The sequence below is a fragment of the Neobacillus sp. K501 genome, from assembly GCF_053749995.1.
This window is the reverse complement of record NZ_JBSLYA010000013.1, coordinates 63286-75829: the sequence shown is the minus strand read 5'-3', so window position 1 is coordinate 75829 and position 12544 is coordinate 63286. Positions and strand designations below refer to the sequence as shown.

Sequence of the window (12544 nt, the reverse complement as noted above, 5' to 3'; positions counted from 1 at the left end):
CACAAAAAATGGACCCTAAGCCAGGTCCATTTTTTACGTTTTACTTATTCATATTGGCCAGGAAACCGCCAAGAAGGTCCTCGACATCCAGTTCCTCATTCGTCTCCTCGATCGCCGGTTGATTTTGCTTGGCAGTTTCCCAATCAAATTCACTAAGGTCGTCTTCCATATCCGATAAATCGATTGTTGTGGCTATTTCCTCAATGGCATCTACTTGCTGAGTGACAATCTCATCAACATCTTTCTCATGTTTCTCAGGAAATACTTCTTCTTGAAGAAATAATGCCTCATCAATATCCAATGCGTTACTATTTAAATTAGCCAATAACGTTGTCGCACGGACAGGGTCAGCGATCAAATGATAGAGGATACTTCCTAGCATGGCTTCCGAATGCTCATATTTGAGCCAATCACGCTGGGCCTTCGTCAGCTTTTTGGGGAGGGGGATGGACACCGTTTCCCGGTCTTTACCCTGGGATTGTCCTACTCCTTCCATTACAAATTCTGCAATTTTACTAGAAAAATTTCTTCTTTCTGTTTCCTTCATTTTTTGCAGCTGTTTCATGATATGGTCAGGCGTGTCAGAAGGGACACGAAAGGAGATTGCCTGCCCCCGCTGAATTCCATTAGAACCCGTTTTTTTCATCTCATCACCCTATTAATTGGTAACAGGCTTTTTACTTTGTTCCACTTTTGGTTGCTCTGTTTTTCTTACAAAATCTGTAATTAATTTATAATAAGCATTGGCCATCATCCAAATACTTTCTTTTTCATCTTCAAAGAAGTCGATATTAAAACCGTCTAAGCTGTTATTTAGTGTTTTAAGGTAATCCTTTAAAACCGTAGCACCTCCGCCAACAAAATAGCAAATTTCTGTTTGCGAATTTCTTGACCACACATTTCTTAATAAGCGATATTGTTTCTTTGCTAAATCAAGCAAAATCCGGTCGGTAATATCATGGACACTTGTTCGGCTGCCCTTGACCATTATATGATTACGGTCATTTTTCTTTGTTATAATTTCGACTACATCGCGGCGGCTATCCAGCTCCACACCATGCTTCGTCCGAATTTCCTCACGAATCGCTTCTAGTGATTCTGACACCCCAAGATTGAAGCCTTGAGCTTTATCGTCATCGACATTACGATTTTTGATCACAGCGATATCAGTCGATAGACCTCCAATATCCTGAATTAAAATCCGCTTATCGATTAAATCCTTATTAATGATTTTTAAATCATTATCCATAACAAGGTTAATATAGGCAGCAAACCCTTCTGGATAAACCTTGACTTCATCAAATTTGATATTTATTTTCATCCCTTGGTACTTCGGAGTCACTAAGAATTCCACCTGATGAACAGAGCCAATTAATTTCGAGCGATAACCGGCATCTTTTCCTTCCTTCACTTCACGAAGGGGGAGACCTGTTCCAAGCGTATAGTTAGCATCAATGACGTTTTTTGTCTGGCGGAATAATTTTCTGTTTTCTTCCTTAACCGCATCCAACGCTAATGCAGTAAAAAGCAGAATGAGTGTTTGATCTTCCTCTGACTTGCTGCTGCCAGGATCTAGTTCCATGGCATTGTTACTTTTTGTCGCTAAGTTACCTACTCGATAAATAACATTATTCTCTTTTAGGGCAGGGGAGTGGACTCTAACATGAATCCCGTCTAAAGGATTTTTATCATCCAATTCTTCTATCCCAATTACGGGTCGATCTTCAACATCCCGAGCAATGATATTAGGGATATTGAGCTCGTAGTCTAATTTCCCAAAAATCGCCTTAATTGAATCATTTCCAACGTCAACAGCTGCAACTCTAGTATTATTCAAAATGGTCATCCTTTCATTCTCTTAATTTTGGAGTCAATGAAGTTATGTAACTAGTTATCTAAGTTAAGCATAAAGAAGATTAATAGATTCATCAACGGTAGAATGTAAAAAGATATGAGAGTGTAAAATTGTAAACATTATGTAATCGCAGTAAACATCCCTGTATACAACGATTACAATCACGTATACATCGCGTAATAACGGTATGTGTACATGATTGTTTACAAGTAAACGTTATTGTAAACATTATGTATACATATTAGTAAACAAGTATACATAATCGTAAACAAACGTATACAACATTGAATACATGTAAACACATTTGTATGCAAAAAAAAGACCCAAATCCAATTGAGTCTATTTTTGCTCCGTACGTTTTATACCTTCTTCGGTCACCGCAAAACTTCGTTTCATGGTTTTAATTTTTTCTGGTCTTCGAAAGCGCAGGGCCGACCAATCCTCATCAATCGCTACCTGACGAACTGGCTCATAGCCTTCATCCGCTAGCAAATACATCACCGTTTCTCGGCTACAATCAGAGCCTTTATACGTTTTGGATGATTTCTTTGGATAACATAGCCAGAGGAGGCCATCTTCCTTTACATGACTAACTGCTTGTCTTGCTTGCGTTTGAAGTTCATCATTGCTTGACCCAAAAACCTGGACAAAATCATAGACTTCCAATTCTGGCTGCTTATGAACGTCACCTTCTAAAATGGCCTCTATTTTATCATAGGATTTAGGAGCATTCATAATAAGCACTGGCTGTCCCTGATTTTTAAAATTTAACTTTTTAATCACTGAAGCTGCTTCTGTCATCATCAAACACCGCCTTTTTATTTTACCTATCCGCCAACATCATAACATAGACAACTTAAGAATGAGAATGGCTCTCTGTATGAGTGGTAGTTGCAGGATGATGACCATATTCAAAGTGAAAATACAACATAATCGAAACAAATGAAAAAATGACGATAAAACTGATTACTCGATACATCACATACCTCTCGTCTGTATATTTTCTTTTGTCCGTTTGATCAATAGACCAATTAGTAACAATAACCCACCAAGTGCTAGAAATGATAGATCATAGAATAGGGCATTAGGGTCTCCTGGCTTCACACGGTGAATCTGGAGAAGGTGATGGTTGATGATTCCTTCAACTAGGTTAAATATACCGCACCCGATGAAAAAACCACCCACTAATGACCGAATTCCCCTTGATAAATCAGTAGGATTACCGGCAAGCCATAACAGAATACCACCCACCACCAGGGTAATCGTTACAGCCAAATGAAATAACCCATCACTTAGAATTTGTCCGGAACGATTCGTTTGCATCACAACGCTATGCCACTGAAGTAATTGGTGGAACACGATCCCATCCATCGCCCCCATAAAACCAAACCCCAGAACAAAACTGCCGATCGAAATAAATCTTCTTTTTGTATAATAAGTCAGTTTAAATTCTCCTCTCTATCTGAACATTAAAACATTATTTCCAATTCAATTGAAAATCTAACCTTTTCAATTAAAAAAAGCCTGAAATACCGGATTTCAACCAGTACTTCAGGCTCTATGTAAAAAATTTGATAGCCGTACCAATACATTGCCCCCTAGAGACCAAGAAAGAGAGAGGAATACGGAATCCCTCCCAAATTATATTTATTATAGACTTTTCATCCTTTATTAAGGATTAACAGTTTTAGCTCCAACTGAATAGTTAATAGAAGTACGTTGTAGCTGTTGGAATTGAAGAGTTGGACCGCCTTTAAATGACTTCTCATATTGAATACCAGAAGTACGGTCTACTTGGTTTTGGACCACATGGGTTGGTTGTGTAGTAGATGTTTCTTGAGCCGTTTCACTTTCTACAGTAGTCGATGAACCAGGGCTAGTAAGAGTTAAGTTAGACTTAATTCTTTGACTAAACGTAGCGTCTCCTGAAGTTTTCCCAGCTTGGAATTGATAGCCGGCAGTGAAAGCACCTTGTCCGTTCACGGCAGTGCCTGTTTCTACACTACTACCCGTACCAGGGCCAGATTGTTCTGCATTTGATGCAGCAGAAGCTCCTCCTGCAAATACACCTAAACCAATTGCTGTAACTGCTAATAAAGAACCGATTTTCTTTTTCATCTCGTCTTGCCCTCCCGTGATTACTAGTTAATATAAGCTAGTATTCTGCATATTTTTAAAGAAAACTTGGCTAGCACCAAACCGTTTGCGCAGGCGCGGTTGCCCAGTTGTACTTATGCCTGATAGGGAAGTAATACATTCCTATCGGCAAACAGAAAGCTCCATCCAGCAGAACACCAGATGGAGCTGAATTCTAATTCTCTTATACTATTAGTTAGCAGATTGTGATTGAACAACAGTTGAGCTAGAAGATTGACCTTGGCTAATGCCAGCGCCAAATGCAGATGCTAATTGGCTAGTAGCATTGCTAGAGTTTTGAGTTTGAGTGACATCACCAGCTCCAGTTTGAACTTGTTGAGTTTCTGTTGCTGCTGCTTGAGCTTGCTCGTTGCCAGCACCAACTGCAGTAGCTCCCTGAGTAGTATCAGTGGCAGCAGTTTGAGATTGATTAGCACCATCTACACCAGCTTGAGTTTGAGCAGTTTCATTAGCAGATACTTGAGCTTGATCATTGTTCACGCCCGCTGCTGATGCTCCTTGAGAAGTTGTATTATCAGAAGATTGTGCTTGATCGACATCACACTCACCAGATTGTGACTGCTCAGTTCCATTTACTGCCACTTGAGCTTGATCATTGTTCACGCCTTCAGAAGCTGCACCTTGATCAGTAGTGTTTGAAGCCTCTTGAGATTGAGTAGCATCTTCACCTTCTTGACCTTGAGAAGTACCATTTGCTGCTACTTGCACTTGGTCATTGAATGCGCCTTCAGTTGCTGCTCCTTGGCTAGTTTCGTTAGAAGCAGATTGGGATTGGTCAGCACCAGAACCGCCCGCTTGACCTTGTTCAGTTCCATTTACTCCAACTTGAACTACGTCATTAGCAAAACCATCCGCATCAGATACTTGAGTTGTATCATTGGAAGAAGCTTGATCTTGAGATACACCTACACCAGCAGCTGCTTGACCTTGAGCTGTTCCAGAACCTGAAACTTGAGTTTGGTCATTAAATGCACCTGAAGATGTAGCACCTTGGACAGTAGCATTATCAGAAGATTGAGATTGACCGATTAAGGCACCAGCCGCTAATTGACCTTGTGCTGTTTCACCAACAACCGCTTGGTTTTGGTCATTTGCAAAACCATCAGTTGTTGCAAGTTGTTGTGAACCATTGCTTGCTGATTGTTCTTGACCGATTAGAAGACCTGCTGCCAATTGGCCTTGAGCTGTTGTTGTACTAGCACTTTGGTTTTGATCATTAAAGTAGCCAGTTGAAACCTGACCTTGATCAGATACATTCTCAACTCCCTGAGACTGACCAATCAATGCACCAATTGCTGCTTGACCTTGAAGATTTGTATTATCAAAGCTTTGAGATTGGTCATTTCCTACACCAGCAGTTTGTTGGTCCTGTTGGCCTAAGTTAGCTGCTCCTTGATTTTGGCCAATTAGGATTCCGCCAGCTAATTGACCTTGAAGGTTAGTGTTAACACCTGTTTGAGATTGGTCATTCCACTTACCTGCAGCTTGCTGCGATTGAAGAGCTCCATTACCAGAGCTTTGGTTTTGACCAATCAATAAACCTAATGCACCTTGTAATTGACCTGCAAGATTAACAGATGTTTGGGCTTGATCCGAACCTCTATCAACGTATACATTTTGTTGTTGATTAGAGCCATTTAAAGAGCTTTGGTTTTGACCAATTAATAAACCAGCTGCTCCTTGAAGCTGAAGGGTTCCTTTTAAAGCCGTTTGGCTTTGAGAAGACCACTTTGAGCCTAAAACGGAATATCCTTGACCTACAAAGGAGACATCCTCCGCACCTTGATTTTGGCCAATCAAAGCACCTAAAGCAGCATGGTTTTGATATTTAAAATCATTTACATTCTGATCTTGTGTAACTCCCTGTGCTGCAAAAGCAGAGGTTGAACCTAGTATAGTTCCTGCTACAACACCTACACCCAATATTTTTTTCCAGTTTAATACGTTTTTTACCTCTTTGTAATTTTTCATACGACTACCTACCTCCACCTTACTAACTGATTTTGGAAATCCTTCCACCGTTAGTATACGAGAGGATTACGCTGTTTTTAAAACCCGAAAATCGGTCATTTTTTCCATATAACAGCAGTTTTTCGTTCGTTATTACGTACTTTCTTCTTTTTCCTCATTTTTTCGTATTTTTACAAGAACGTTTTGGTTCGTTAAAAAGAACAATTATTAAAAATCAAGAAAGCGTTAATGGAGACATCGTCAACATTAACGCTTGCATAAGGATTTCTCGTTAAATCCTTCTTCTTTTAAAGAATATAGTGGCTCCAGCTGCAGTTAGAAGCAATCCCGCCAACAGGTAATTGTAACTGTTTGTGGCTGTGTCAGGAATTTGGTTTCCATCCCCAGTAGCAGCAATGGGTTGTACTTTGACTGGATCAGCGGGTTTTAGCACTTGAGGCGGAGTAGTGGTATTGCCTTTCTCTCCTCCATTATTATCTACAGGTGTTACAGGATTTTCATCTGGTTGTTGTGGATTCTCTGGATTCGGGTTCTCTGGTGTAGGATTTTCTGGTTGCTGTGGATTCTCCGGATTTGGGTTCTCTGGTGTAGGATTTTCTGGTTGCTGTGGATTCTCTGGATCCGGGTTTTCTGGTGTAGGATTCTCTGGGTTTTCCGGTGTTGGATCCACAGGGTCTGGATTCTCAGGTGTTGGTACGTTAGTTCGCTCCAAACCAAACACAAGTGAAAGGAAACTACTCATGGTTGAAGTATATTTTTGCAATGACTCACTAAAGATAATCGACGCAGAATTCCCAACAACAAGACTGCCCCAGTCATACTGCTTCTCATATCTTTGCATTTTTACTTCCGTATCATTTCCATCAAGTGTGTAGGATTCATCAATCACATCCACCAATTCATCATTGACGAAAATTTCCTGAATGAATTTCACTACATTAGACGTTGTGTCTTTGACAACTTCAAGATAGTTTCTGCTTGTTACTTTGATACCAACATCCACTATGTTCTTTAAAGCGTCGACCATATTGGCTTTCACTTCTGCGGTTTGAGTCTGTTCCATTTTGGATGAACCGGAAGTGCTGATTACTTGTGTTTGATCCGCAGCTATTGCAGTTTCCTGTTTCTGCTTGTCCTGCTTTTCGGATAGCTCTTGGGCTTGGGAAACGACAACTTCTAATTGCTGACCCTGAATAATATCTCCCGGGTTCTCTGTAACAACGGTTTGTGTTTGCTTTGTCTTGGCATTTGTGCCCTGATTATGGGAAACACTGTCCCCTTCAGGTGTAGTAACTTCTTGGCTTTGCTTAGAATCAATCTCAGTGCCTTGCTTTTGTTCCGCCTTAACGGCTCCTACTGAATCAACATCTTGAGCTTGACCAGTTTCGACAGTTGTCGTCTGTTTTTGCTCAGCCAGCTCCTCTGAATCATTTTCAATCTTGTCTTCGCAGGAAACAGATGCGTTGACCATTTGTTCTTGGCAAACAATGATATCAGCCGTTTGATCTTGTTCTTCCTCTGCATCGCCCTTAACATCCTGACCTTGTGTTACTTTCTGATCGGTCGATTGGTCTTGATCGACATTTTCAGCAGGTATTTCTTCCTGATAACTTGGATTGTCTGTTGATTGATTTTGATCTTCGACAACAGCCGTTTCCTCTGCTACAGTTTCTAATGAATTCTCTGTCAAACTTTCTGTCGTTTCAGCAGGCAAGTCATTATGTATAACTGGTTCCTCTGCATATGCGACGTTTAATCCCACTGTTGCGGTATGGAACAATAAAAATGTAAGCAAAAGCTTTTTAAGCATCATTTCCCCTCCTTTCAATAGTAGATTTATCAGATTGATATGTTCATTATATAGAACATAGAATGTAATAGAAACAGTCAAATTTGACCGTTTTTCGTTATAAAGCACTCGTTTTGTTCATTATATTAGACTTTACTCCGTTATTCTCAAATTTTCAACAATTTTCAAACTTTTTAAAGAACAAACAGGAAAAGTTGTAGTGTCCTAAGCTAGGCGGTGGAGCTGGACAATTCTCGAATTTACACGATCCTGCCTTTTTCCATAAAAAAACCCCTTTGAAAGGGGCAGCAAACTTGTTATTTGCTAATCGTATAAAATGGATACAATGAGACAACAGCATATCCTTCAATTAACTCTTCTGAGATCGGGCCAATATTCGGATCACGGCTGTCTAAGCTCTCACCTGGAGCCCTATTATCTCCAAGAATAAAGAGTTCACCTTTTGCAACAGTGATTACCTCCATATCATTGGAAGTTCCAAGGATGTAGTCCTCAGTAATTGGTTCATCATTGACATAGACGACTCCGCCTTTAATCGCAACCGTATCACCTGCCATTCCGATAACACGCTTAACTATGTTTCTGTCGCCCTCCTTCACGATTACAACATCTCCATAGGAAGGTTCTGAAATAAAGGTTGAGAGTTTATTAACAAATAAAAAACTCCCATCCTTTAATGTTGGATCCATCGAATGGCCGATTACCTTTGTAATTCCAATGCAATAAAAAACCACCAGAAAAACGACTACCACACCTGCTAAAAACTTTACCCATTCAAGAATACTGTTGTTTTTCCTTGATGGAACTGCCTTACTTTCCACTTTATCATGGGGTGCTGGTCCCATATCTCTCCCACCTATCTTTTTAAAATTTTCAATACCACAATTTCTCTAAATAGGCAGAATTATCCTTTAATGTTTTTCCAAATCGACAAAGGTTCTAAGCATTAGAGTATTCTTAACAAATTTTTCATGATCCCCAAAAAAAGTAGGGATTGAACAGTTTTCAAACAAAACTGTTCAATCTCTACCTTTAAGGTCTATTTACATATGAAAACACTATATTTTTATATAGCCAACATAACATTTATCACTCCGAAATGATAAAACTTGTCCCATTTTTCATTTGTTTTATGAATTGTCCAAGCCCCTCCTTTCCAATTGGAATAAATTATTTTGAAACGGATAGAAAATCCAATGATTATGTCGAAAGGAGAAGAATAATTTGCCAAAAGCTATTCATTTAAATTTAAGAGTTGACCCAACGCAATATATTTCTCAAATTCGGGATGTTCCTAATTATGATTATATTCATTTGGTCCGCCAGCCAAAGTACATGACCGATCTATCACTTCTTAATGAAAAAGTCCATTATCTCAATGAAATTTTTTCCCCAAAGGAATTTGTAGAAATAAATCAAGTGTCACTCTTGCATGCCCACCACGGGCAATTAGGAATCCTATTACTCCCTTTTAAAGAGGAGACGAATCTTCCACTAGTGACCAGTATTCGCGGCAGAGACGCCACCTTAGCCAATCAGCCTGTTGGTTATTTAGCGAACATGAAAAGGCTGTTTAACAAAGGTGAGTATTTCTTCCCAGTTTGTCAGTATTTAGCCGATCGGCTCATCGCCTGGGGCTGTCCTCCAGAAAAAATTAAAGTGCTATATGGCGGGGTTGACCTAGGTAAGTACCAATACCGGCCACCGGTAATGAAGGATTCGCAAAACATCCTTTCTGTTGGCAGATTAGTAGAAAAAAAGGGACATCATATTTTAATGCAGTCCTTTCAGAAAATAAAAGATAAATTTCCTCATGCGACACTGACGATTATCGGAAAAGGGGAGCTAGAGCAAGAGCTTATTTCTCTAGCCACTCGCCTGAAATTAGGTGATTCCTTCCGGTTATTAAATCATCTTCATAAAGATAAAGTTCGCGAGCATATGAGCAATGCTGATTTATTTTGTGCGGCAAGCCTGGTAGCCTCAGATGGCGATGTAGAGGGAATTCCGAATACACTTAAAGAAGCAATGGCCCTCGGAGTACCCGTTCTCTCAACCTATCATGCAGGCATCCCTGAGTTGATCACTCATAATCAGGAGGGGTTTTTAGTACAAGAAAACAACGTGGATGAGCTTGCAGCCGGGCTTGAATACATGCTCACCAATCGACATCTTTGGGCAACTTACACGGCTGCAGCCCGGCAAAAAGTTGAGAAATCCTTTGATTCCGCTCAACAGCTTCTACTCCAGGCAAAATATTATGAGGAATTGTTAGGGGGGAGCAGAAAATGAAAGACAAAAAAATGAAGGATAAGAAAAAGAAAGACAAGGGAATGGAAGACTTTAGATCCATTCAAGTAACTAAAGGATTAAAAACCTTAGAAATCGATAACCCAACTAGCTACCCTTTAATTGGGATGGGGGCACAAGGTGCTGTTTTTAAACTTTCTGAGGATAAATGTGTCAAGATATACTCCGATCCCCTGCAGGCATCCATGGAAGCAGAAGCTTTAAAAGCCGGTCAACATTTATCCTTTTTTCCGAAAGTATTTAAAACAGGCTCCAACTATGTCGTCATGGAATATTTTAATGCTCCTACTTTAAAAGAGTACTTGAGAAATTGCACTTACATCCCAGATTCAATCGCTAAAAAACTGCTTAATATCCTCTCTGAGTTAAAGAAAGCAAATTTCACAATGATTGATGCCCCATTACGTCATATTTTCGTCCTAGAAAATGAAGAACTAAAAGTCGTTGACCACGTAAATGCCTTCAAAAGAATTCACCCAGTCCCGCTAAAATTATTAAGAGATTTAAACATCATCCTCTTAAAGCAGTCATTTTTAGCCCAAGTCAAAAGTCTAGAACCCGAAACCTTCGCAGCCTGGGATAAGTACTTCACAGAAAACCGTCTTGACTACCAAAATATCCCTGTTACTTCAGGTGGTTCTGGACAAGGAGTAAAAGTCGAAAGTGCTGTTACACAACCTTTAATTGGGAAAGGGCATCAAGGGGCTGTCTACCGTATAGAGGAAAACAAATGCGTGAAGATCTATGGAAAACCAGAGCATGCTGATCAGGAAAAAAAGGTTTTGCTATCTAGCCAGAATCTATCTTTTATTCCAAAGGTCTTTGAAACCGGACAAAATTATGTAGTAATGGAATACTTGCTAGGGCCGGATTTGAATACCTTTCTAAAAAAACAATCAACTTTATCAGAGGATATTTCAAGAAGATTACTTGATATCCTGATAACCCAAAAAAATTCAGGGTTTAAGCAAATTGATGCTCCGTTACGTCATATTATCGTTACTAATAAAGGCTTTAAAATGGTGGACCATGTTTATTCCTTCTCCCGGGAACAAGAAAGACCTCTAGAACTATTTCAAAACCTATACGAAAGGGGCTTCCTCGACACCTTTCTTGAACATGTAAAGTCCATGGATCCTACTATCCATGCTGAATGGACAAAAACGCCGATTCCATTAACAACTCCAGGCACTGTGGCAGATGAGGGGAATCAATCTAAGAAAGATAAGGGTCGAAAAAAGGGAGACGAGTATAAAAAGGGGAACGACAAAAAAAGAGAGCATAATCGTAAAAAAGGACACGGCTCAAAGGGTGAGCACAATCGTAAAAACGGCCAGAACCCTAAAGGCGAGCATCAACGGAAAAAAGAACATGCGCATGGAGAAAGATCGGGTAAAAGAAGATGAAGATTTTAGTAACAGGCGCTGCCGGATTTATTGGATTCCATCTTTCTCAACGTCTATTGGACCTAGATTATGATGTGCTAGGTATTGATAATCTGAATGACTATTATGATGTCGAGCTCAAAAAAGAGCGGTTGAAGATTTTGAATGAAAATACTAATTTCCAATTCTATAAAATAGATTTAGCTGATGGAGAATCATTAAATTTAGTTTTTGACAATCATTCTATTGATATTGTCATCAATTTAGCTGCTCAGGCGGGTGTTCGTTTTAGTCTTCATCACCCACATTCTTATGTTCATTCCAACCTAATAGGGTTTATCAATATTATAGAGGCTTGTCGGCACTATCATGTAAAGCATTTAATTTATGCCTCATCAAGCTCCGTTTATGGTGCAAATGCCAAAACCCCTTTCTCGACGGATGATACCGTTGATCACCCAGTAAGTCTTTACGCTGCAACAAAGAAAGCGAATGAATTAATGGCCCACACCTATAGTCATTTATTTCAGCTTCCAACCACTGGTTTGCGTTTTTTTACTGTGTATGGCCCTTGGGGCAGACCGGATATGGCGTATTATTCTTTTACGAAAAATATTTTCGAAGGGAATACCATTAAGGTCTATAACCATGGGGATATGAGTCGAGACTTTACCTACATTGATGACATCGTTGAAGGAATCATCCGATTACTAGATAAACCACCGAAAACCAGCAGCCACTGGAATAACCAACTTCCATATCCAAGTACGAGCCTTGCCCCTTATAAAATTTATAATATTGGCAACCATCATCCCGTAAAGTTAATGGACTTTATCGCAACCTTAGAAGAACTGATTGGCAAACGGGCACAGGTTGAATTCTTACCAATGCAGCCAGGCGACGTTAAGAAGACCTATGCTGATATTACTGATTTGCGAGAGGATATTGGCTTCTATCCTGCCACATCTATCAAAACCGGATTAACCCATTTTGTCGATTGGTACAAAAAATTTCATCTTAAGTAGACATGGATGAAAAAACGAACTGCCTCAATTA

At 39.7% G+C, this 12544-nt stretch carries 12 protein-coding genes; 3 read left to right on the top strand and 9 right to left on the bottom strand.

Annotated elements, in window-relative coordinates:
• Window positions 1–40: 40 nt before the first annotated feature.
• The 9 genes from ACWM35_RS22495 to lepB form a co-directional block, all read right to left on the bottom strand.
• Window positions 41–646 carry a hypothetical protein gene (locus ACWM35_RS22495; RefSeq protein WP_454821134.1) on the bottom strand — a complete coding sequence of 202 codons (606 nt, stop codon included), beginning with the start codon at window positions 644–646 and terminating at the stop codon, window positions 41–43.
• A gap of 12 nt (window positions 647–658) precedes the next feature.
• Window positions 659–1837 (bottom strand): Alp7A family actin-like protein, encoded by a 1179-nt coding sequence (locus ACWM35_RS22490; RefSeq protein ID WP_454821133.1) that lies wholly within the window; start codon window positions 1835–1837, stop codon window positions 659–661.
• A 357-nt stretch (window positions 1838–2194) separates the two neighbouring features.
• Window positions 2195–2656 carry a DUF3052 domain-containing protein gene (locus ACWM35_RS22485; RefSeq protein WP_454821161.1) on the bottom strand — a complete coding sequence of 154 codons (462 nt, stop codon included), beginning with the start codon at window positions 2654–2656 and terminating at the stop codon, window positions 2195–2197.
• Window positions 2657–2711: 55 nt separating this feature from the next.
• Window positions 2712–2834 (bottom strand): hypothetical protein, encoded by a 123-nt coding sequence (locus ACWM35_RS22480; protein WP_454821132.1) that lies wholly within the window; start codon window positions 2832–2834, stop codon window positions 2712–2714.
• Window positions 2834–3250, bottom strand: coding sequence for a DUF2243 domain-containing protein (locus ACWM35_RS22475; RefSeq protein WP_454821160.1), 417 nt, complete (start codon window positions 3248–3250; stop codon window positions 2834–2836). The genes ACWM35_RS22480 and ACWM35_RS22475 overlap by 1 nt, the downstream gene beginning before the upstream one ends.
• A gap of 276 nt (window positions 3251–3526) precedes the next feature.
• Window positions 3527–3973: a hypothetical protein gene (locus ACWM35_RS22470; protein WP_454821131.1), complete on the bottom strand. Its 447-nt coding sequence runs from the start codon at window positions 3971–3973 to the stop codon at window positions 3527–3529.
• A 210-nt stretch (window positions 3974–4183) separates the two neighbouring features.
• Window positions 4184–5983: a hypothetical protein gene (locus ACWM35_RS22465; protein ID WP_454821130.1), complete on the bottom strand. Its 1800-nt coding sequence runs from the start codon at window positions 5981–5983 to the stop codon at window positions 4184–4186.
• A 271-nt stretch (window positions 5984–6254) separates the two neighbouring features.
• Window positions 6255–7793, bottom strand: a complete 1539-nt coding sequence (locus ACWM35_RS22460; RefSeq protein WP_454821129.1) for an LPXTG cell wall anchor domain-containing protein — start codon at window positions 7791–7793, stop codon at window positions 6255–6257.
• A gap of 296 nt (window positions 7794–8089) precedes the next feature.
• Entirely contained in the window at window positions 8090–8638 is a 549-nt protein-coding gene (lepB, locus tag ACWM35_RS22455; RefSeq protein ID WP_454821128.1) for a signal peptidase I, read from the bottom strand.
• A 379-nt stretch (window positions 8639–9017) separates the two neighbouring features.
• Between lepB and ACWM35_RS22450 the strand changes: the two genes are divergently transcribed.
• Genes ACWM35_RS22450 through ACWM35_RS22440 form a run of 3 tightly spaced genes read left to right on the top strand, consistent with a single transcriptional unit; the run spans window position 9018 to window position 12513 of the window.
• Window positions 9018–10085 carry a glycosyltransferase gene (locus ACWM35_RS22450; RefSeq protein ID WP_454821127.1) on the top strand — a complete coding sequence of 356 codons (1068 nt, stop codon included), beginning with the start codon at window positions 9018–9020 and terminating at the stop codon, window positions 10083–10085.
• Window positions 10082–11509: a hypothetical protein gene (locus ACWM35_RS22445; RefSeq protein ID WP_454821126.1), complete on the top strand. Its 1428-nt coding sequence runs from the start codon at window positions 10082–10084 to the stop codon at window positions 11507–11509. Before ACWM35_RS22450 ends, ACWM35_RS22445 begins: the two co-directional genes overlap by 4 nt.
• Window positions 11506–12513 carry an NAD-dependent epimerase gene (locus ACWM35_RS22440; protein ID WP_454821124.1) on the top strand — a complete coding sequence of 336 codons (1008 nt, stop codon included), beginning with the start codon at window positions 11506–11508 and terminating at the stop codon, window positions 12511–12513. Before ACWM35_RS22445 ends, ACWM35_RS22440 begins: the two co-directional genes overlap by 4 nt.
• Window positions 12514–12544 lie beyond the last annotated feature (31 nt).

Excerpts from the sequence above, each read along its gene's own strand:
- ACWM35_RS22460 (WP_454821129.1), bottom strand. The coding sequence starts at position 7,793 with ATGCTTAAAAAGCTTTTGCTTACATTTTTATTGTTCCATACCGCAACA.
- lepB (WP_454821128.1), bottom strand. The coding sequence starts at position 8,638 with ATGGGACCAGCACCCCATGATAAAGTGGAAAGTAAGGCAGTTCCATCA.
- ACWM35_RS22495 (WP_454821134.1), bottom strand. The coding sequence starts at position 646 with ATGAAAAAAACGGGTTCTAATGGAATTCAGCGGGGGCAGGCAATCTCC.
- ACWM35_RS22445 (WP_454821126.1), top strand. The coding sequence starts at position 10,082 with ATGAAAGACAAAAAAATGAAGGATAAGAAAAAGAAAGACAAGGGAATG.
- ACWM35_RS22465 (WP_454821130.1), bottom strand. The coding sequence starts at position 5,983 with ATGAAAAATTACAAAGAGGTAAAAAACGTATTAAACTGGAAAAAAATA.
- ACWM35_RS22485 (WP_454821161.1), bottom strand. The coding sequence starts at position 2,656 with ATGACAGAAGCAGCTTCAGTGATTAAAAAGTTAAATTTTAAAAATCAG.
- ACWM35_RS22470 (WP_454821131.1), bottom strand. The coding sequence starts at position 3,973 with ATGAAAAAGAAAATCGGTTCTTTATTAGCAGTTACAGCAATTGGTTTA.
- ACWM35_RS22480 (WP_454821132.1), bottom strand. The coding sequence starts at position 2,834 with ATGTATCGAGTAATCAGTTTTATCGTCATTTTTTCATTTGTTTCGATT.
- ACWM35_RS22440 (WP_454821124.1), top strand. The coding sequence starts at position 11,506 with ATGAAGATTTTAGTAACAGGCGCTGCCGGATTTATTGGATTCCATCTT.